Origin of the sequence: Flavobacterium sp. HJ-32-4, from assembly GCF_022532105.1 — a bacterium.
Classification (GTDB): Bacteria; Bacteroidota; Bacteroidia; order Flavobacteriales; family Flavobacteriaceae; genus Flavobacterium.
This window is the reverse complement of record NZ_CP092832.1, coordinates 1,290,686-1,311,149: the sequence shown is the minus strand read 5'-3', so window position 1 is coordinate 1,311,149 and position 20,464 is coordinate 1,290,686. Positions and strand designations below refer to the sequence as shown.

The 20,464-nt window shown below is 51.8% G+C and carries 20 protein-coding genes and 1 tRNA gene; 5 read left to right on the top strand and 16 right to left on the bottom strand.

The window, feature by feature from the left end; all coding sequences use genetic code 11:
- Positions 1–174 precede the first annotated feature (174 nt).
- Both gldC and gldB read right to left on the bottom strand, forming a co-directional pair.
- Positions 175–507, bottom strand: coding sequence for a gliding motility protein GldC (gene gldC / locus MKO97_RS05305; protein WP_241105025.1), 333 nt, complete (start codon positions 505–507; stop codon positions 175–177).
- Positions 500–1,468, bottom strand: a complete 969-nt coding sequence (gldB, locus tag MKO97_RS05300) for a gliding motility lipoprotein GldB (protein WP_241105024.1) — start codon at positions 1,466–1,468, stop codon at positions 500–502. Before gldB ends, gldC begins: the two co-directional genes overlap by 8 nt.
- A 127-nt stretch (positions 1,469–1,595) precedes the next feature.
- Here gldB and nadE point away from each other — a divergent pair, with 127 nt between their 5' ends.
- Both nadE and MKO97_RS05290 read left to right on the top strand, forming a co-directional pair.
- On the top strand, positions 1,596–2,402 hold the full coding sequence (nadE, locus tag MKO97_RS05295; protein WP_241105023.1) for an NAD(+) synthase: 807 nt from the start codon (positions 1,596–1,598) through the stop codon (positions 2,400–2,402).
- A gap of 83 nt (positions 2,403–2,485) precedes the next feature.
- The gene (locus MKO97_RS05290; protein WP_241105022.1) at positions 2,486–3,115 is read left to right on the top strand and encodes a response regulator transcription factor; all 630 of its coding nucleotides are present in this window, start codon (positions 2,486–2,488) and stop codon (positions 3,113–3,115) included.
- Here MKO97_RS05290 and dnaG read toward each other — a convergent pair.
- The 6 genes from dnaG to rlmN form a co-directional block, all read right to left on the bottom strand.
- Complete coding sequence (gene dnaG, locus MKO97_RS05285; protein WP_241105505.1) at positions 3,112–5,088, bottom strand: DNA primase; 1,977 nt, start codon at positions 5,086–5,088, stop codon at positions 3,112–3,114. The genes MKO97_RS05290 and dnaG overlap by 4 nt on opposite strands.
- A 117-nt stretch (positions 5,089–5,205) precedes the next feature.
- Positions 5,206–6,237, bottom strand: coding sequence for a hypothetical protein (locus MKO97_RS05280; protein WP_241105021.1), 1,032 nt, complete (start codon positions 6,235–6,237; stop codon positions 5,206–5,208).
- A gap of 26 nt (positions 6,238–6,263) precedes the next feature.
- Positions 6,264–6,989 carry a hypothetical protein gene (locus MKO97_RS05275; protein ID WP_241105020.1) on the bottom strand — a complete coding sequence of 242 codons (726 nt, stop codon included), beginning with the start codon at positions 6,987–6,989 and terminating at the stop codon, positions 6,264–6,266.
- Positions 6,970–7,530: an RNA polymerase sigma factor gene (locus MKO97_RS05270; protein ID WP_241105019.1), complete on the bottom strand. Its 561-nt coding sequence runs from the start codon at positions 7,528–7,530 to the stop codon at positions 6,970–6,972. Before MKO97_RS05270 ends, MKO97_RS05275 begins: the two co-directional genes overlap by 20 nt.
- Positions 7,531–7,717: 187 nt before the next feature.
- On the bottom strand, positions 7,718–8,698 hold the full coding sequence (locus MKO97_RS05265) for a polyprenyl synthetase family protein (RefSeq protein WP_241105018.1): 981 nt from the start codon (positions 8,696–8,698) through the stop codon (positions 7,718–7,720).
- A gap of 125 nt (positions 8,699–8,823) precedes the next feature.
- Positions 8,824–9,864 (bottom strand): 23S rRNA (adenine(2503)-C(2))-methyltransferase RlmN, encoded by a 1,041-nt coding sequence (rlmN, locus tag MKO97_RS05260; RefSeq protein WP_241105017.1) that lies wholly within the window; start codon positions 9,862–9,864, stop codon positions 8,824–8,826.
- A 253-nt stretch (positions 9,865–10,117) separates the two neighbouring features.
- On the opposite strand from rlmN, the gene MKO97_RS05255 reads away from it, so the two are divergent.
- Entirely contained in the window at positions 10,118–10,759 is a 642-nt protein-coding gene (locus MKO97_RS05255) for an O-methyltransferase (RefSeq protein ID WP_241105504.1), read from the top strand.
- A gap of 2 nt (positions 10,760–10,761) precedes the next feature.
- On the opposite strand, the gene MKO97_RS05250 is transcribed toward MKO97_RS05255, so the two are convergent.
- Genes MKO97_RS05250 through MKO97_RS05225 form a run of 6 tightly spaced genes read right to left on the bottom strand, consistent with a single transcriptional unit; the run spans position 10,762 to position 15,980 of the window.
- On the bottom strand, positions 10,762–11,322 hold the full coding sequence (locus tag MKO97_RS05250) for a phosphatase PAP2 family protein (protein ID WP_241105016.1): 561 nt from the start codon (positions 11,320–11,322) through the stop codon (positions 10,762–10,764).
- A complete protein-coding gene (locus MKO97_RS05245) occupies positions 11,322–11,696 on the bottom strand; it encodes a twin-arginine translocase TatA/TatE family subunit (RefSeq protein WP_241105015.1) in 375 nt (124 codons plus the stop codon). The genes MKO97_RS05250 and MKO97_RS05245 overlap by 1 nt, the downstream gene beginning before the upstream one ends.
- Before the next feature lie 56 nt (positions 11,697–11,752).
- Entirely contained in the window at positions 11,753–13,990 is a 2,238-nt protein-coding gene (locus MKO97_RS05240; protein WP_241105014.1) for a M1 family metallopeptidase, read from the bottom strand.
- 10 nt (positions 13,991–14,000) lie between these two features.
- Entirely contained in the window at positions 14,001–14,522 is a 522-nt protein-coding gene (locus tag MKO97_RS05235; RefSeq protein WP_241105013.1) for a DUF6702 family protein, read from the bottom strand.
- Complete coding sequence (locus MKO97_RS05230) at positions 14,519–15,283, bottom strand: hypothetical protein (protein WP_241105012.1); 765 nt, start codon at positions 15,281–15,283, stop codon at positions 14,519–14,521. Before MKO97_RS05230 ends, MKO97_RS05235 begins: the two co-directional genes overlap by 4 nt.
- Positions 15,270–15,980 carry a hypothetical protein gene (locus MKO97_RS05225; RefSeq protein WP_241105011.1) on the bottom strand — a complete coding sequence of 237 codons (711 nt, stop codon included), beginning with the start codon at positions 15,978–15,980 and terminating at the stop codon, positions 15,270–15,272. Before MKO97_RS05225 ends, MKO97_RS05230 begins: the two co-directional genes overlap by 14 nt.
- 231 nt (positions 15,981–16,211) lie before the next feature.
- Here MKO97_RS05225 and pepE point away from each other — a divergent pair, with 231 nt between their 5' ends.
- Entirely contained in the window at positions 16,212–16,919 is a 708-nt protein-coding gene (pepE, locus tag MKO97_RS05220; protein WP_241105010.1) for a dipeptidase PepE, read from the top strand.
- Positions 16,920–16,981: 62 nt separating this feature from the next.
- Here the strand turns inward: pepE and MKO97_RS05215 are convergent.
- Positions 16,982–17,057: transfer RNA gene (locus tag MKO97_RS05215), tRNA-Gly, on the bottom strand.
- 126 nt (positions 17,058–17,183) lie between these two features.
- Positions 17,184–17,867, bottom strand: coding sequence for a murein L,D-transpeptidase catalytic domain family protein (locus MKO97_RS05210; RefSeq protein ID WP_241105009.1), 684 nt, complete (start codon positions 17,865–17,867; stop codon positions 17,184–17,186).
- Between the two features lie 177 nt (positions 17,868–18,044).
- On the opposite strand from MKO97_RS05210, the gene MKO97_RS05205 reads away from it, so the two are divergent.
- Positions 18,045–20,453, top strand: coding sequence for a DUF5916 domain-containing protein (locus tag MKO97_RS05205; RefSeq protein ID WP_241105008.1), 2,409 nt, complete (start codon positions 18,045–18,047; stop codon positions 20,451–20,453).
- Positions 20,454–20,464 lie beyond the last annotated feature (11 nt).

Here is a 20,464-nt window from a genome sequence, read left to right as displayed (position 1 = left end):
TGTGAAGGCTGCGTCAGCGATCGTAGCGATTGTCTGAGCTTTGCGACGCTTTTCGCGGAGCAAAGCGAGTGCGGAGAGCGCGACGGCGCGCCAACAACCTGTTAGGTGACGGGAATTCCTTGCGCCGGGACGCCCAAAAAATCTACGCTAAACAATCGGAAACCAATGTTTCCTTTACTTTTTTAAGTCGAGTTTTTCGGCGAAATACTCACAGAAATCCCGCATGGTGTCGGCCATTTTTTCGTCGCCGGTGGCGCGCTGGTAGGTGTCGGACATCGCCACGAGGGTTTGGTGGAAAAACACTTTCATCTCGTCGACGGGCATGTCTTTGGTCCAGAGGTCGATGCGCAGCGTTTCCTGCGGCTTGCTGTCCCAGACCGACAATAAAAGCGCTTTGGTAGGCTTGTTTACCACGCCGCCATCACGGGCCGTCCAGGTCATTTTTTCGGGAATACGATTCGCGTCGAGCGCGATCTTGATGCGGATTTCAGAAGACGTATCAGTCATTGGATAATTTCGGTTTGTAGTGTGATCCGGTGAAGATCTCGTTGGCGTCCATCGCAAGCAGTTGCGTCAGGCTCACCTCTTCGTTTTGTTCCATATAGGCGCGAACGATCTGCCATCCGACCCAGGTGCCGATGCGGCCGGGCGTTTCGTTGTCCACCTCAAGATAGAACTTCGAAAACGGGGCCGGGTTGATAAAGCGGTTGCCGAGTCGACCGTCGGTGCTATACAGTAATTTTTGTTCTACGAAAGAGGTCCAGATAACTCCTTCGTTTTCCTTACAGAAGGCGATCTGGGCATCCGTGTAACCTATTTTGGCGGCATCGGAATAGTTGGGGAGGAGTAAATCCTTCATATACAGTTCCTTTCCGGCCCGGACCATCTGGGCCAGCAGGGTGTTCTCGGTCAACTCCGGAAGCTTGGTAGCGGCGAAGGCGGCTGCGATATCCGGCATCATTTGTCCGGGTTCGAAATTCTGCCGCAGGTACTCCGGATAATCATAGAATTTATGGTCTTTCCCTAAATACAGCTCCAGCGAAATCAATACCAGCCCATCGCGATACAGAACCTTCGTATTATAGTCCATTTCGTTGATGAGCGTCACGACGGTGGGTGTCGGCGTTTTCGGGTAGTAATATTTGATGTGACGGAAGAGGTCTTCGATTTCCGCCGTTTGTTTGTTGAAGTCGGGGAAGCGCTTCTGCACCTCATTATAGAGCTCGCGCCATTGCGGATGCGTCATTTTGGCGATCCAGACCGAGTCGGGCGTTGACGCAGGGAAGAATTCCGGGTACTGCCGCTTGAGGGCGGGCAGTCCGGCGGGAGGTGTTTCGAAGAAGGCCTTGTCAAAACGTTCCACCCGGATATTGTCCAGTGGCACCTCCTCTATGGCCTTTTCTGTCTTGGATTGCTTCCCACAGGCCACGAGCAGGAGAAGCGTTGAAAATAAAAACAGTCGTTTCATCTAGGCAAAACCGGGAAATACCGGAAATATTGTAATTGTGTAAGGAAATACGCCCGGATTTGGCTAATTTTAGCCACCCAAAAGCGCGACAAAGATACATTCGCGCCCTGTTTTTCAAACCAACAAGATGCAAAAAAACACCACCCTTGATGTAGCCCGGGTGAACACCCATATCGTCGCCTGGCTCCAGGACTATGCCGTACGCTCGCGAACCAACGGATTTGTGGTTGGTATTTCGGGCGGAATCGACTCTGCCGTTACGTCTACACTTTGTGCGCAAACCGGCCTCCGGACGTTGTGCGTCGAAATGCCCATCCACCAGCCGCCGAGCCACTGGGCCCGAAGCAGCGAACACATCGCGCAGTTGCAAAGCCGTTTCCCCAATGTGGAGAAAGCGACGTCCGATCTCACACCGCTCTTTGAGAGCTTCAAGGCCACCTTTCCGGGCGATGAGAACGAGCCGATGCTGGCCCACACACTGGCCAATACACGGGCGCGACTTCGGATGACAACCTTATATTACCATGCCGGCCTTCACGGTTTGCTGGTAGCCGGAACAGGAAATAAAGTCGAAGACTTTGGAGTGGGCTTTTATACGAAGTATGGAGACGGTGGCGTAGACGTGAGCCCGATTGCAGACCTCGTAAAATCAGAGGTGTATGCCCTCGGGCGGTACCTATCTGTCCCCGATTCAATATTGGTGGCACCGCCTACCGATGGCCTTTTCGGCGATGACCGTTCTGACGAAGATCAATTGGGCGCTACCTACGACGAATTGGAAGAGGCGATGGCGGCGGATGCCGTTGGGAAAACGATTGACGATTTCTCAGGTCGCGAAAAAATTGCATTTGAAATTTACAAAAAATTAAATAATGCTAACAGGCACAAGATGATACCTATTCCGGTTTGCTTAATTCCGGAAGGTTATAGGTAAATTTTTCAGTCCTGATTTACAATGTTATAACATTTTTTTAGTATTTTTACCACTTAAGCAACCCCCAAAACAAGCTTCGGTAAATGGCAATACAAATATGTACAGCCGATAATCAACCTGTGGTTCATTGTGGATTAAAATCGTATTTTGCGAATCATCCCGAAATCAGTATTTCCTCGCAAGTCTACCATTTTGACGATGTTCGGGAAATTCTCCGCACCCGACCTACTGACATCCTGGTTATCGATTTAGAACTAGCCGGCCTCACGACCATTACGGCGTTGAAAGCCACCATCAAGGAATTCAAAGCCCGCGTGGTCCTATTCACGAATCTGGCCGAACACATCTACACTCCAAACGCGATCAAAGCAGGTGTCGCAGCGTACGTTCCCAAAACGGCAAGCCTCGAAACACTTGAGAGCATCCTCCTGCGCGTCAACGAAGGAGAGATTGTCTTCAGCGATGATATCCGCCGGAAACTCAGCCTGATCTCCCGCCAAAACAAAAGCGAACGACTCTACCGCAAACTCTCTACACGCGAGATTGAGGTATTGCGCTATTTGTCGGAAGGAAAGAAGAACAATGAGATTTCCCGTATTCTCGGACTCAACGAGAAGACGATCAGCACCTACAAACTTCGACTGCTGACCAAACTCAACGTCACCAACCTCGTTGACCTGGTCAATAAGGCGAAGACGCTTGATATCGTTTAGGAAAAACGGGACATCACGCGACCCAAACGCGTTGAAAAGGTGTGGATGAGCTTATAGTAATCCATCACCATCGACAGCGTTTCACTATTGTCGGCCTCAGGGTCGGGCACGATTTCCTTTTTCAACTCATCGATGATGCGGTCTACCAGATACCAGCGCAGCGTAAAGATGGTTTCGGTAACGTACTGTCCAATCGTGTCGGTTTTCTGTTTGACGAGTATCTGCCGCGCTTCCCAGTTGTGGAGCTGCATCCGCTCGTCTTCCATCAGGATGTCGGTAACCATCGGACTCAATGCCGTGTCGAGGCGTGCCAGGTAATGCTCGGTTGAAAAAGTTTCATTGGCATGGAAATAGGCAATGAGGTCGTTGTAGATGGCACGGAATTCCGCGTTCGCGAGTTCGACTTCATCTTCCTGTAAACTCAGGTAGATGCGTTCGTAGATTTTGCAGGTGGTGGTTTCCCGTACTTCTTCCGCTTCCCCTTCTTCGTTCAGGCGAAGGAAGGTATCTTCGAAATCGGCGGTTCGGTCGCCATATAGCAGCAGGATCGCGATGATCTTTCGTTCAAGTTCGTAGAGGATGTCGACTTTCTCAGCCGGTGCGTCTGGTTCTGATTGCACGACTTCAAGTCCCTGTCGTTCCGTCTGCGGTTTCTTCGACGCGTCGGCCAGGTTCTTCTGCACCATCTGCGCGAGCGCACTGGCAAGTACCTGTTCGGAGATATCCATGAGACGCGAACACTCTTGTATGTAGATTTCGCGTTGGATACGATCGGGCACCTTTGAGATACTGGTCACGATATCGCGGATCAACTCGGCCTTTTTGATGGGATCATGACGGGCGTCCTCCATCAGAAGGGACGTCTTGAACCGGATGAAGTCTTTGCTGTTCGTTTCGATATACGCTACCAAGTCTTCATACGGTGTCTTCCGCGCAAAGCTATCCGGGTCATCGCCATCGGGGAACGTACAGACCCGCACGTTCATCCCTTCCTCCAAAATCAGGTCAATACCGCGAAGCGACGCCCGCAGACCGGCTGCATCCCCGTCAAACAGCACGGTGATGTTTCGCGTCAGGCGATTGACGAGTCGTATTTGGTCGGGGGTAAGCGCAGTTCCCGACGAGGCCACCACGTTCTCAATACCCGCTTGGTGAAACTGGATGACATCGGTGTAGCCTTCCACCAAAAAACAGTTGTTCTGCTTGGCAATGGCCTGCCGCGCCTGGAAGATACCATAGAGTACCTTACTCTTATGGTAAATCTCGCTTTCCGGCGAATTCAGGTATTTCGCGGTTTTTTTGTCGTTGGTAAGGATACGTCCGCCAAAACCCAACACCCGTCCCGACATGCTTTGGATGGGAAACATGACCCGTCCGCTAAACCGGTCGAATTGTCGTTCTTCCCGCACAATCGTCAGGCCGGTGCTTTCCATGAACTCGAGTTGGTACCCTTTCCGGATGGCTTCATCGGTAAAAGCCGTACGCGATTCAGGCGAATAACCCAACTGGAATTTCCGGATGGTGTCTAACGTAAACCCACGTTCTTTGAAGTACGACAGCCCAATGGCTTTCCCTTCGTCGCTGTTCAGCAGGATGTCATGGAAGTAGTCGCGGGCGAATTCCGACACGAGGTACATACTCTCGCGCGCATCCTGCACCGCCTTCTGCTCGTCGGTCTGCTCGGTTTCTTCGATTTCGATGTTGTACTTCTTCGCCAGATACCGGATGGCCTCCGGATAGGTGAAATGCTCGTGTTCCATGATAAAGGAGATGGCATTTCCGCCTTTGCCGCTACTGAAATCCTTCCAAATCTGCTTGACGGGCGACACCATGAAAGAAGGCGTCCGTTCTTCCGAAAACGGACTCAACCCTTTGAAATTACTGCCCGATCGCTTCAGTTGCACGAAATCGCCGATGACCTCCTCTACGCGGACGGCTTCGAAAACTTTCTCTATAGTGCTTTGGGTAATCATGCGTGGGCAGCCAATGGCAAAGTACGAAGGTACATCATTGCGACGTAAAATACGAAAGCGCTCCAAAGGGAACGCTTTCATGATAGGGAAGAAAAGGTAAAATTACCTCACTACTTCTTAATTCAGGTCAAACCGGATGCCCAACGACACGTTGCGCTGCGCCACCGGATTGTCTTTGAATAATGGGTTTAAGTCGTATTTAACGTAGAGACTTGTCGACTCATATCCTACATAAGCACTCACGCCATAAATGAAATCGTTGACATTGAAACTGCCTTTGGTGATACTGCGTTCTTTGTATCCGTCGACATCGTAACGCAACACTTGTTTGGTTTTAAGGTTCACACCGGCATAGCCACCGATACCGAAACGAAACGACTCATGCGTACGGAACGTAGGTTTTCCATCGTGCTCGCCTTTGCGGGTGAAATCAAACTCGAGATGGACGGGAAACACCAGGTTGACATTCCGGAAACGCGAATCGCGCATGTTCACCGTATTGGTCTCAAGGTCCGTCGTTGAACCGTTGTCAACAAACATACGGTTGTCGGTAGGACGCAGGTTGTTGTATTGCAACGAAAAACCGTATTTGGCGTGCAGCAGGTTGTCGGTTTTCATCAGGCGGGTATTCCAGGTAAAACCCCACTCATAGAAATGGGAGCCCCAGTAGCGGAAATCGGAATTGGCTACCGACCCGTTCGTGACAAGGTTGTTGACGCCGGCTGCGAAAACGAACTGGGTTGTGGTGCGCGACTCGCCATGATGGCGTGACCAATTATCCGGGTCCCGCCATTTGAAGGTAACACGGAACATGCGGCTGGTATCCTCCTCATGGATTTTCCCGTCGATTTTCTGTTGCACCAAATCGCGGAGCTCCGCTTCGTAGGCGGCGACTTTCTCTTCAATCGCGCGGGCATGGGTCTGCGCGAGGTCCATTTTGCGCTGGTCGGCTTCTTCTGCCGTAAGGCGACCCGCCTGTAGGTCTTCGTTGACCTTCTCCACTTCCTGTTTCAATGCGGCTTTCTCGTCTTTCGTAACGGTCTCGATCTTGTTGGCGATCAGGCGCGCACGATCTTCAAAACTCTGGCCCACCATCTTGCTGGCCAACAGGCAGAACAAGCCTGCCAAAAAAAGGGTAATGGTTCTCATAACTATTGAAATTTGATTGATGATTGCTATTCATTGTTCCGGTTCGACAGCGCCACCTTGACATTCTGGTAGTTGCGTGTCACCGTCCGGATAGTTTTCTCGCGAAAGGTCATATCGAGTTCACCGTCGACCTGCGACAAGAGGCTGGCAGCGTCGACCTTTACCTTTTCCTTACCAGAAAACGGCACCGTCACCTTGCCCTTATTGTCGACCGAAGCCAGTAGTGCGGCTGCGTCAACCGTTACCGGCTTCGGTGCGACCTGTCCGGTCTTTTGATGGATGATTTCATTCGTATTCTGAGCGACTCCGGCTCCGTTTGTCCCGGCTTCGTTAGTCGGATAGGTCACCGGCGCGTTTACAATGGCACCCTTTTCGCTTGTCGCTTCTGCGTGCCGGCCCACTTTAGGCGTTTGGATGGCGACTGCTGCGGGGCTTGTTGCCGTTGTCGGCATCGGGAGGGCCGCTTCTGGCGTTGAAGGCGTTACCTGCGTCTCCTCTGTCTCATTGACCACCACCCTCGGACGTGCCGTATCGGTCATTTCCTGTGTGCTGCCGAAAAACCAGGTGGCAATCAAGGCAAAGCCCAGTATACTGGCGGCGATATACAGCCAACGGAAATCCCGCTTCTTCTTACCTTCCGCTACGGACAGCATGGCATCCAGGCGGTCCCATGCGCCTTCAGAGGGCATGATTTCCCGTTGCCCTAATTTTATCCTGAAATCCTCCTCCATTTTATTCCGTTCCGTTGCCATACATTTCTAATTTTTGAATTCGTTCCTGCAGGTGCCTCCGGGCCGCTGCAAACTGCGATCGCGACGTGCCTTCATGGATGTCAAGCATTTCCGCAATCTCTTTGTGTTTATACCCTTCGATGACGTAGAGGTTGAAGATGGTACGAAATCCGTCAGGCATCTCGTCGATCAGCGATTGGATGTCGTCGACCGACAGGTTGCATTCGATGTCGTTGAAACCCGGCTCGGCATACGGCTTGTCTTCAAGAAAACTGATGCGTCGGTGGGCCCGCAGATACGAAAGGCATTCGTTGATCATAATCCGCCGTATCCATCCTTCAAAACTCCCCTTCCCCTCAAAATGGGCCAGGTTCGTGAACACTTTCATGAATGCGGTGATCATCACATCTTCGGCCTGGTGAACGTCTTTGATATACTGCCTGCACACCCCCAGCATCTTCGGTGCATGGCGCTGGTACATCAGCTGCTGTGCGTGCCGGTTGCGGTCGATGGCGAGTCGGATCAACTCCTTCTCATCAGCATGTAAATCGATTACTTTCAAACCTCTTCGATGGTGTATTTGGACCCAAGACGAAAAAAGACGTCAAAACGTTGTATGGAGAACAAAAAAAAATAAAAAATAAGAATACGTAGAGTCTAAATGCTTGTTATTCAGCATAGAAAAACTGTTGAAAAAAAGAAAACTTTACAAGGATAGTATCCTACCTCCCCCTCTTTCTTCTCTCCCCCTACTTCTTCCTCTCAATCACATACTCCACCATCAATTCCAAGGCCGCGCGATAGTCGGAATGGGGAAAGGTCGCCAAAAGCTCAAGCGCCTCGTCGCGGAAGTCCCGCATTTTCTGCTCGGCATACGCGAGTCCTAATTGTTCTTTTACGAATTGGATGACCTCACGCACCCGTTTTTTGTCTTTGTTGTGATTTTTGATCGAATTGATCAGCCAGTCTTTGTCTTTTTTAGAGCAGGTGTTGAGTACGTAAATGAGTGGCAGTGTCATTTTCTGCTCTTTGATGTCGATGCCGGTCGGTTTGCCGATTGCATCGTCGGTATAGTCGAAGAGGTCGTCTTTTATCTGGAAGGCCATCCCGATCAACTCACCGAACTTTCGCATCCTCTCGACCGTGGCGTCATCGTCAGGCGCGACGGATCTCGCACCCAACGCACAGCAGGCGGCAATGAGCGTGGCGGTTTTCTGGCGGATGATTTCGTAATATACCTCCTCGGTGATATCGAGGCGTCGTGCTTTTTCAATCTGGAGCAGTTCGCCCTCGCTCATTTCACGCACGGCCACCGAGATGATCCGCAAAAGATCGAAGTCACCGTTGTCAATGGAAAGTAACAAGCCTTTCGACAGCAGGTAGTCGCCCACCAAAACCGCAATCTTGTTCTTCCATAAGGCATTGATGGAAAAAAAGCCCCGGCGGCGGTTGCTGTCGTCTACCACATCGTCGTGCACGAGCGTGGCGGTATGGATGAGTTCGATTACGGAAGCCCCGCGGTAGGTGCGTTCGTTAATGGCGCCTCCGGATACCATCTTCGCCGAGAGAAACACGAACATGGGACGCATCTGCTTCCCCTTTCGGTTGACGATATAATAGGTGATACGGTTCAGGAGCGCCACCCGTGATGCCATAGCATCGTGGAACTTCTTCTCGAAAAGTTCCATTTCGGCGAAAATGGGCTGCTTGATCTGCTCCGTGATTTTCATTGCCCAAATATAACCTTAAACGGGGAAAGAATGGAAGGTGTCATACGGAAAGTCGCAGTGGCTGTCGCCGTCACAGTGCCTCTAGCAGAAAGGGTGCCAACCCTATGCATCACAGGGAAAGTGGTTTAGGATTTATTTGCCAACTGCCCACAGGCCGCATCGATGTCTTTCCCCCGGCTGCGGCGCACTTTTACGACGATGTCATGGGCTTCCAACGCCTTGATATACGCGTTGATGGCCGCTTCATCTGCCTGTTGAAACTCGCCGTCGTCGATTGGGTTGTATTCGATCAGGTTGACCTTACACGGCACGTGCTTGCAGAACCGCACGAGGGCGTCGATCGAGGCTTTGTCGTCATTGATACCTTTCCAGACGACATATTCATAGGTGACACGGCTTTTGGTTTGTCGGTACCAATAATCAAGGGCATCGCGAAGTTCGGTCAGTGGAAAGTTTTTGGTGAACGGCATGATCCGGTTGCGGGTTTCCTCGATGGCGGAATGCAGCGATACGGCGAGCTTGAACTTCACTCCCTCGTCAGCCATCTTACGGATCATCTTTGACACGCCCGAGGTCGACACGGTAATCCGCTTCGGCGACATGCCCAGGCCTTCGTCCGACGTGATCATCTCTATGGCCTTCAGCACGTTGTTGTAGTTCATCAAGGGCTCGCCCATCCCCATAAATACAATATTCGAGAGCGGATGCCCGTGATACAACCGGCTTTCGCGGTCGATGGCCACCACCTGGTCGTAAATTTCGTCAGGGTTCAGGTTCCGCATCCTTTTGAGGCGTGCGGTAGCACAAAATTCACAGTCGAGGCTGCAACCCACCTGGCTTGAGACACAGGCCGTGGTTCGGGTTTCGGTCGGAATCAATACGCTCTCGACAATGAGTCCGTCGTGCAGGCGAACGGCGTTCTTCAGCGTACCGTCCTCGCTGCGCTGCATCTGGTCGACCCGGATGTGGTTGATCACAAAATGGTCTTCCAGCATCTGGCGTGTAGTTTTTGCCACATTGGTCATGTCGTCAAACGAATGCGCGCCCTTGCTCCACAACCACTCATAGACCTGGTTGCCCCGAAAGGCCTGGTCGCCGTTGGCTACAAAAAAATCACGGAGTTGCTGCTTGGTCAGCGCCCGTATGTCACGCTTTTCGATTTGCATGGTGCAAAGGTACATCGAAATTTTGGGATGCGTGTTTCTGACTAAAGTAGCGGTTTTACGGAGGGAGTTAGCGGATGAGCGATTGATGGTGATACGTAAAAACCCGACAGGATGGGAAAACCCTTCGGGCAGTCGCCTTTCGTTAACTTTACACCCGATGGAAAGCAACGTCCATCCTACATTTGCTACCTTTACGGCACAACACCAAACCCTTTTTTCTCACATTTACGTATTCGCTAATTCGTCCCTTTCCATGCATTTCCTCTCCGAACAACTCGAAGATTATGTCGCCCGCCACTCAGAAGATGAGCCGGAACTACTGGCGCAACTCAACCGTGAGACCCACTTGAAAATCCTGCAACCCCGCATGTTGTCCGGTCACTTCCAGGGGCGTGTGCTGAGCCTGCTCTCCAAATTGGTGCGGCCCCGGCACATCCTTGAGATTGGGACATATACGGGATATGCCACACTGTGTTTGGCCGAAGGACTCGCGGATGGTGGCACCATCGACACACTCGACAACAACGAAGAATTGTTTGATTTCCAGCGACGGTATTTCGATGCATCTCCCTGGGGACCGCAGATCACCCAGCATTTGGGCCATGCTCTTGACATCATCCCCACACTTTCCAAGAGCTATGACCTGGTTTTTATCGATGCGGATAAAGAAAATTACCCCCACTATTTCGAATTGATCGTGCCGATGATGTCAAAAGGCGGTATCATCCTGTCGGACAATGTATTGTGGAGCGGAAAGGTGTTGGAAGAAGTAAAGGCAAACGACAAAAGCACCCGTGTACTGCTGGAATACAACGAACTACTGAAACGGGATCCCCGGGTGGAAACGGTGCTGCTGCCCATCCGCGACGGGCTCACCGTAAGTCGGGTTTTGTAGGATTAGGAAGGAAAAACCCGCGACTTCGACCACAGGTAAATCCGGAAAAAGAGCGTTCCCATAAGAGCACCGAAGAGGTAGCCCACTGCGATGTCGCCCGGATAGTGGAGTCCTAAATAGATGCGGGAATACGCGAACACCAACGGCCAGAAAAACAAAAGTCCCATCAGGCGATACTGACGTCGCAGCAACAGGAACAGGAAGGTGGCATTTGCCATTGAATTGGCCGCATGCCCCGAGAAAAAGCTAAAACTGGAACTGGTTTTCACCGATCGTATCAGGTAGCAAATCCCTTCATCGTTGCACGGTCGAGGCCGCTGAAAATGCGACTTCACGAGGTTGACCACCTGGTCGGTCACCGTGATGAGCACCGCTACGCACAACAACACCCAAAGCGTTTGTTTCCAGCCTAGTTTGCGTTGTACCAACCACAGCAGAAAAACGTAAAACGGAATCCAATAGCCGATTTTGGTAACAGCCAGCCAAAACGGGTCCCAGGTTTCAGAACCGAGGCTGTTCAAATAAATAAAAAGATTGGAATCGTATTGTAGGATGCGCTCCATTAACGCTGGCGTTTGATCGGTCCTTCCGCGATATCCCCAATGTCCTGGGCGGCTTTACCGTATTCGTCAGAAACGCCCTTGGTAATATCGTCCAGCCCTAAATTATCAGTAGGGGTGTGTTCGGTGACCATTTTGGTGAATCCCTGACGGGCTTTCTCGATTTCGTCGGTGATGCCGCCTGTGAGCGTCTTCGTGTCGAGTCCACTTTCTTCGGCACTTTTCTGGATTTCGTGTTTGATGCCGTCCGTGGCATGCCGCACCTGGGCCATAAGTCGACCAAGGGAACGGGCAATCTGCGGGATGTTCTCCGATCCGAACAACATCAACGCCACCACGATGATCAGGAAAATTTCGCCGCCTCCGATACCGAACATACTTCTCGTTTTATCGGTGCCAAAGATACGAATAATAGCACCGGCCTGCCTGCACTTTAATCAAACTTTGACTTTACCGCCTGCTTGGGCCAGCTGTTATTTGTGGTATCTACATCGGCGGTCTCCAGCTTCGGATCGACGACAATTTGCGTCAGTTTCTTATCCGTTGCGAACAACTTCGTGGTTTCTGCATCGTTGAAACGCCATACCTGGGCCGGGAACCGTCGTACTTCGGTAGTGCCGTCCTCAAACGTGAGTTCCACGATCAGCGGCATGACGAGTCCGCCCGGTTTGTCGAACGTCACTTCGTAAAAATACTTGGGCGATTTCAGTTTCGCCTTTTCTTCCTCCGTAAAATTCTTGGCAATGAAGTCGGCCAACGGCGCCACCTGCTGCACATCGAACGGTTTGTCGAGTTCGGGTTTGTACGACTCGCTTCCCTCTTCTATCATATACACCTGCGCACCCGCATTCGCGAGGCGACGGCGACGTCCGGTTTCAGGAGCCTTATAGCCTTTTGGCGCATCGGCCGTCACAAAATACCGTTTGACTTCCTTGATGCCAATGTCATTGTAATCGGTTGTGAAGAACCAACCGCGCCAGAACCAGTCGAGGTCAACTCCCGAGGCGTCTTCCATCGTCCGGAAGAAATCGTCCGGTGTTGGGTGTTTGAATTTCCAACGGTTGGCATACGTTTTAAAGGCGTGGTCGAACAGTTCGCGTCCCATGATGGTTTCGCGCAGCATGTAGAGTCCGGCCGCGGGCTTGGCATACGCGTTGTTTCCAAACTGGCGCAGGCTTTCAGAATTGGTCATGATCGGCTCAAGTCCGGATTGGTCGCCACTCATGTAGGGCACTACCAACTTCGGCAATCCGCGTCGGACGGGGAAATCCGCCTGCCAATCCAATTCCGTCAAGGTTTCAAGGAACGTGTTCAATCCCTCGTCCATCCATGTCCATTGACGCTCGTCCGAGTTGACAATCATCGGGAAGAAATTGTGCCCGACTTCGTGTGTGATCACGCCCATCATGCCATACTTCACCTGGTCGGAGTACTTTCCGTCCGCATCCGGTCGGCCGAAATTCCAACAGATCATCGGATATTCCATCCCCTGGTCTTGCGCGTTGATCGAAATGGCCTTCGGATAGGGATAGTCGAAAGTATGGGCCGAATAGGTTTTAAGGGTATGCGCCACGATCCGGGTAGAATATTGTTCCCACAACGGGTTGCCTTCCTTAGGATAAAGCGAGATCGCCATAACATCCTTCCCACCCAATTTCACGGCCATCGCGTCGTAGATGAATTTACGAGAGGTCGAAATACCGAAATCCCGCACGTTGACGGCTTTGAAGCGCCACGTCTTTTTCTTATCGGAAAACCCTTTTTCAGCTGCCATGGCTTCCTCTGCCGTTACGACGATAACCGGTTTGTCATACGATTTCTGGGCGTCCTGGTACCGCTTCAATTGCGCGGCGGTAAACACTTCGGCACGGTTCTGCAGTTCGCCGGTCGCCTCCATAATATGGTCGGCCGGGACCGTGATGTTGACCTCGAAGTTACCGAACGGCAGCGCAAATTCGCCCGCCCCCCAGAACTGCATGTTCTGCCATCCTTCCACGTCGTTGTAGACCGCCATCCGCGGATAGAACTGCGCCAATACGTATAAATTGTTGCCATCCGAATCGAAGTGCTCATAACCCGAGCGGCCGCCTTCGATCTGGTAGTTGTTGATATTGTACCACCACTTGACCGAGAAGGTAAACGTCTCGCCGTGCTGCAACGGTTTGGGCAAATCGATCCGCATCATGGTATAGTTGACCGTGTGCGGCAGTTCTTTGCCATCCGGACCTTTTACATAGTCGATCTTGAAGCCACCGTCGAACTTCTCCTGCAGGTATTTGCGCGAAAAGCCCAATACGCCGATAGACGTGTCAGCACCCTCATCGTTTGCCAATGGCGATTGTGAATCGCGCGCCAGGATGTTCTGGTCGAGTTGCATCCAGAGGTATTCGAGCGGTTCTTTGGCGTTGTTGTGATACGTGATGGTCTCGGTACCATACAGGCGTTGGTTGCGGTCATCGAGTTCGATGTCCATTTTATAGTCGGCCTGTTGCTGGTAGTAATCCGGTCCGGGTGCGCCCGAAGCCGTCCGATACGAGTTCGGCGTCGCCAGCAGGTCATACATCTGCCGGAACTTGCTTTGGTCGGTGTGGCCACCTTCCTTTTTCTTGGTTTCCTGTTGGGCCGTCACCGCAAGCGGGAGGCAAAGCAAAGCGTAAAAAATGTGCTTCATAGCAGTTTCTTTATGGAAATACCAGGTGCGCGCTGGTTTCCCCTTCTTTCAATACGATATTCTTCTTTTCTCCAGACACGTCCGCCTGCAGGATGTTCTGCTGTTCGGAGTGACACGCCATCAATGCCGTGTTCGAAACGTCAATTTGGCGCGGATGCTTTACACCGTCAACGCGAAAGTAGCAAATCACGACGGTTTCTTCGATTTCTGTACTGACAAACGTGAGCGTTGCCGGTTTTCCGTTTACCTTGATTTTCAATTGCTCGGCCATATAGCGCTGCAAATAGGCCACGTCGTCTTTCGATTGCTGTGGTTCGCCTACGTGAGTAGCGGTTTTAGCGTACTTCGAGAGGCACTCGTTCAGGTCGTCGATAAAGATCCGTCCGGTGATTTCCAACCGACTTTTATCGGCATTGAAGCGAAGTTGGTAGATTGACATATAGAATTTGTGCGCCGAAAAGGCCGAAGCCAGGGCGAAAATCGCAAACATACCTATAAAACGAAGCGTCTTCATAAGGGATTTTGTCGTCATTCTTTTGTATCCGTAACACGGCTCCCGTCTTTCAACTGGATAAACGCCGCGGCGAGGAACACGATGCGAAGATCGGCAGCGGGTCGTTTTTTGGCAATGACCGCCTCGCGAAATTCGTCGTCTTCCACACAAAAATACTCGAATGGACCGCTTTCGGCTGCGGTGATGCCAAATTTTGTGTCGTAATAGGAGGCATCGTACCACTCCTGCATCCGTTTCAGGGCACGCGGGTACTTCTCAACCTCCAATTGGTTCCGCAGTCTTTCAGTACGCCCGGTCAGGTAATTGATGACCGGATCAAACGAAAACCCGACACCTCCCCCTTCAAGGGTCGTTATAAAAACATGCCGCGCCGCGCGCAGACGTCGTTCAGCGGGCGTGTAGGTTTTCGCCGGACGTTCCAGTATACCGAGGGAAACAGCGTTAAGATGGGCGTAATTCTGTATCTCGACTTCCTCGAGTTGGTTGGTTTTGGCCGTCATCGCCACCGATAGTGCCCCCTTTTCAAACTCGTGTTCCTCTACAATGTGCCGCATCAGGTCAAGATGGACGGCCGAACACAGCAACACATCATCGGGTTTGGCCATAATATGGAAAACGCCTTTGGCATCGCTGACGGCTTCCCGGTGGTTCACGAGGTTAAGGATGCGTACGCCGCCCGGCGCGGCATTGGTGACGGTGATGGTGCCGGTAATGTCTTTCTCTTGTTGGGCCCAACCGGAAAACGACAGGAGGAGAAACAGCAGCCTATGGCTTCGCATTCAGCCCGCGGTTGTAAGTATCGGCCAGCTGAAGGGTCACGAACGCCAACTGCACCGAATTGTTCGAGGCGAGTGCATCGAGGAATTCCTTACTGTCCACCAAAAGGTAATGGAACCCCCTTATGCGGTCAGGGGCAATACCGAGGTCGGCATAATAAGAGTCGGGCCACAGGTCTTTCAACTGCGCCAAAACGAATTCCTTCTTTTCGAGCAGCGCCTCGCGTTTGAGACGCTTGGTCCGCCCCGTGATTTTGTTGATAAGGCCGTCAAGGGCCGTGCTGGTGGCGGTGAACACTTTGCGCTCGGCGGGCGTATACTGCTTCGCGGGTTTGGTAAGGATGCCCAACGCAACGGCATCCATCTGGGTCGACTTGGTAACGGCGACTTCCTCGAGTTCGATGGGTTTGGCGGCGATGCGAAGTGTGATCTTTCCGGAATTGATGTCGTCTTCGCGGATTAACCTACGGACATAGTCGATTTGGGTGCCTGACAAAACCAACATATCACCTTCCGATGCGGGAATGGTAAAATTCCCCTCGGCGTCAGTCACGACTTCGACTTCGTTGACGAGGTTGACGATATGGATGTTAGAGGGACTGCCGTCACGCACAACGACTTTTCCGGCAAGTGGTTTCCCTTTCTGCGCTGCGGCGACAAGGGAACATAAGAGGAGTACATACGTAGCGATTCGCACCACAGGCAATGGATTTTGGGAGAAACGGATGTGGAAGTGTTCGGGGCCGCCCGGAATTACCCTAAGACGATGCGGACGATCACGCCGATAAAAACGGTAACCAACTTAACCATATGTCGTTGTATTAATTCGTTGGCGTAAAAATATGGGTTTTGGAAAGTCGTCGGTGTGGGGCTAATGGTAAATTTCTGTTAATAACGCGCCTTTCGTATCTTCGACCCTAAAATCCGACGCATGAAGCGCCTTATCATTGCCAGCACCTCCACCCTTCATGGCGGGAGCTACCTCGACTATTTACTGCCGGAATTAGAATTGCTTTTCGCCGGGGCAGACGATATCCTCTTCATCCCCTATGCCCGGCCCGGCGGTATCGACCATGACACCTACACAGAGAAAGCGGCGCAGGCCTTTTCGGGTATCGGTAAGCGGGTGTACGGACTCCACTCCTACCCGGATCCCCTTGAAGCCATCCGGACGGCGAAAGCGATCTTCACAGGGGGCGGAAATACCTTCGTGCTGGTAAAGGAGCTCCATGAGAAAGGCCTGATGACACCTCTTAGGGAGGTCCTTCTGGACGGCACCCCGTATCTCGGAACGAGCGCCGGAAGCAACATAACCGGGCCTACCATGCAAACCACCAATGACATGCCGATTGCTTATCCGCCTGACTTCCGCACACTGGGCATCCTGCCGTTTAACCTCAACCCGCATTACCTCGATCCGGATCCGGGATCGACCCACATGGGGGAAACGCGTGAAACCCGTATCCGCGAATTCCACGCCTTTAATGAAACGCCCGTGCTGGGTCTTCGAGAAGGCAGTTGGATAGCCGTGATGGGCGACCGCCTGACATTGGAGGGCGACCTTACCGCGCGTCTGTTCCGGAAAGGGGCGGATGCCGTAGAACTGGCGTCAGGATATGATTTGACGGAACTAAGCTAAAGACAGCGGAAACGAAACTAGAAGACATAAAAAACCCCGACGTATCATCGGGGTTTTTGAAGTGGAGCGGAAGACGAGGCTCGAACTCGCGACAACCAGCTTGGAAGGCTGGAGCTCTACCAACTGAGCTACTTCCGCTTATATTACAAGCACAATTTGGGTGTTTGACACACTTTTATCGTGTTTGCGGATGCAAATATAGAGAAGAAAAATTGGTTGATGCAAACTTTTTCAAAGGAAAATCGTGTGCCAGGCGATAACCGCTTAGCTCCGAACGCCTTGTGCGGCGTGGCTCGGGTGGTAAATATACAGGCACGAACCGTCGCGTAGCGCTTCGATGACCGGCTTCACCATGTCATTTGGAATCGCCGGACAACCCAGGCTGCGTCCGAGACGGGTGTGCTTCCGGATGAAATCTTCCGACACATAATCGGCCCCGTGCATCACCACTGCCCGTTGCAAGGCGCGATCGTTCACCCCTTTTTCGAGGCCGTTCAACCGCAGCGAAACGCCGTGTTTCCCGTTATATACGGTCCCTGTCGCATAAAACCCCAGGCTGCTTTTGTTCGATTCTGCGTCATTCGAGAAGGATTGGGCAAATTCATCGCCGGTTTTACGGCCGTGCGCGACCCAGGTATGGTAGAGCACTTCGTGGGTATTCATGTTCACCACCCACAGGCGCTTGGTGTTCGAAGAGAGACTGAAATCGGCTATAGCCAATACGTCACGCGTGATGACGCCGGCCGCACGAAGTTGGAAAAACCCCTTTGCCGCAGCTTTGAAACAGTCAGACGACGGCAGTATTTCGGCGCTTTTCGCCAGATCGCGGTACACGAGGTCGGCAGGTTCTTCCGTGGTGGCAGACGGTAAAACAACCTTGGACACGTTAGAGGGCGCCGTCAACAAAGACGACAGAAAAAAAAGTGACGACAGGAAATAATAGGTCATACGAATCGTTCAGGTGGGAGGCCGATTCCTAAAAACCGTGCCAAACCGCTTCGACAACAAAGGTTTAACAAAAATGCGCCAAAATCCTTTCTATAACGGAATTTTTTAAAAATACGTATGCCAATTAGTGTGTTACAGGCCATTATTTCTATTTTTGTGACACTAACCCAACCTTCTATGCTCCGGACGCCCAGGCTGTTTCCGCTTATCTGCTTATTGGCCAGCCTGTCGCTGATGGCGCAGAAAAAGACCGTGCGCACGTCATTTACGGATGCTTCCATCAGCATTGACGGCACGATGGAAAAGCTCTGGGAAACAGCGGAACCGGCGACCGACTTTGTCATGTACCAACCCGACAACGGCAAGTTGATCGCACCGGAAAAAAGAGCGACAGTACGCGTTTTATACAACCAGGAAGCCCTTTACATATTCGCGGAGCTACAGGATGACCAGCCGGATAAAATCCTGAAGGAAATCACACAACGCGACAATATTGGGGTGGCGGATATGTTCGGCGTCTTCATCAACGGATTCAACGACGGCCAGCAGGATTTCCAGTTTTTTGTCAGTGCTTCGGGCGTGCAGATGGACCGCCTCGCAACGGAAGACAATGAAGTCGCGCCGGATAATTTCGGACAGGATTTTTCGTGGGATGCCATTTGGGACAGCGCCGTCCGACTGACATCAACCGGCTGGAATGTAGAAATGAAGATTCCGTATGCCGCCTTACGCTTCTCTGACGCATCCATACAGACCTGGGGCATCAACTTCTATAGGGGTATCCGGCGTGACCGGCAGCATTACACCTGGAATCCCATCCGTTTTGACGAAAAGCTGACACGGACGCAAAACGGTTTACTCGAAGGATTACAGAACCTAAAGCCCCCTACCCGCTTGTTCTTCATTCCCTACACCTCGTTTTACCACGAACAGGGGCCGGCGGGAAAGGACGACCGTTTCAAAGCCGGACTCGATGTCAAATACGGCATCAATGAGTCGTTTACGCTGGATGCCATCCTCGTGCCGGATTTCGGGCAGACGAAGTACGACAACCTCATCCTCAACCTCTCACCCTACGAACAGCAATTTGCCGAAAACCGTCCGTTCTTTACGGAAGGTACGGACCTGTTCAGCAAAGGCGACCTCTTTTATTCACGTCGGATCGGTGCCGCACCGTCATTTGGATACACGACCTATGACAGCGCGACCGAAACGCTTGACCAACCCGCTACTGTCAACCTGTTGAATGCGGTAAAAATTTCGGGGCGCACCAATCACGGACTCGGCATCGGCGTGCTGAATGCTGTAACGGAAGAGACGCACGGAACAGTGACTGACATCGCCACCGGATCCAAGCGCAGCGTAGTCGTCGAACCGCTTACCAACTACAATGTGTTAGTGCTCGACCAGCGTTTCAACCAAAATTCATCTGTGAGTTTCGTCAATACCAACGTGTCGCGCGACGGCAGTTTCTATGATGCGAACGTATCGGCCTTCCTCTTCAACCTCAACACCAAAAAAAACACCTATAACCTGTCCGGAGACTTTAAGTACAGTTATATAGAAAGCGATTATCAGGGCTTCAAGACCGCCCTTAACCTCGAGAAAACGAGCGGTCAGTATCGTTGGTCGTTGTTCGGGAAGTACATTTCCAACAACTACGACATCAACGACTTGGGGTATATCGCCCAGACCAATTACCACAACGCCTACGCCGACGCCAGCTACCGCATTTTGAACCCGACCAAATGGTTCAACACCTTCCGCGTCGATGTGCGTTCATCTGTTGAGTTACAGAACAACACAGGAAAGCCACAAGACGCGTTCTTCAATGTGGGCGCACAGGGTAATTCGGTGGTCAACGATTACTATTATGCCTTGGTACAACTCAACCCTATTGAGACCTTTGACTTTTACATGCCCCGGTCACCCGGACGGTATTCGTATGTGCCGAAAAGTGCGTTGGCACAATTGATTTTCTCGTCCAACTACAACCGTCCGTTTGCGCTTGACGTTAACGTGGTGGGGCGAAAGTACGACGAAGATCGCCGACTGACGTATGCGTGGAATTTCAGTCCACGCTACCGCGTCAACGACAAACTCATGCTCATTTACACCTTTGAATATTCCCGCGATTTGAGTGACCGCGGGTATGTGGGCAACACGGATACCGACATCCTCTATGCCGAGCGCGATATCAAAACCATCGTATCCCAACTCAGCGCCAAATATGCGCTCAATAATAAAATGACGCTCAACCTCAGCGCCCGCTATTACTGGTCGTATTCTGAAAACCGACGCATGTTTACCCTCCGTGACGACGGGTATCTTGACGGAACGGATTTTATTGCCGGACTTGATGACAACTTCAACGTCTGGAACATGGACCTCAATTATTCGTGGTGGTTTGCGCCGGGCAGTCAATTGTCGGTGCTGTACCGTAACAACGCGCTCGATTATACCAATATCATCCGGCATCGTTTCAACGACAACGTGCGGGAGTTGTTCGATGACAACCTCAACAATGTGTTTTCGATAAGCGTGCGCTATTATATCGACTACAATTCGCTGCGCCGTAGGAAATAAGGGGTTAAAAA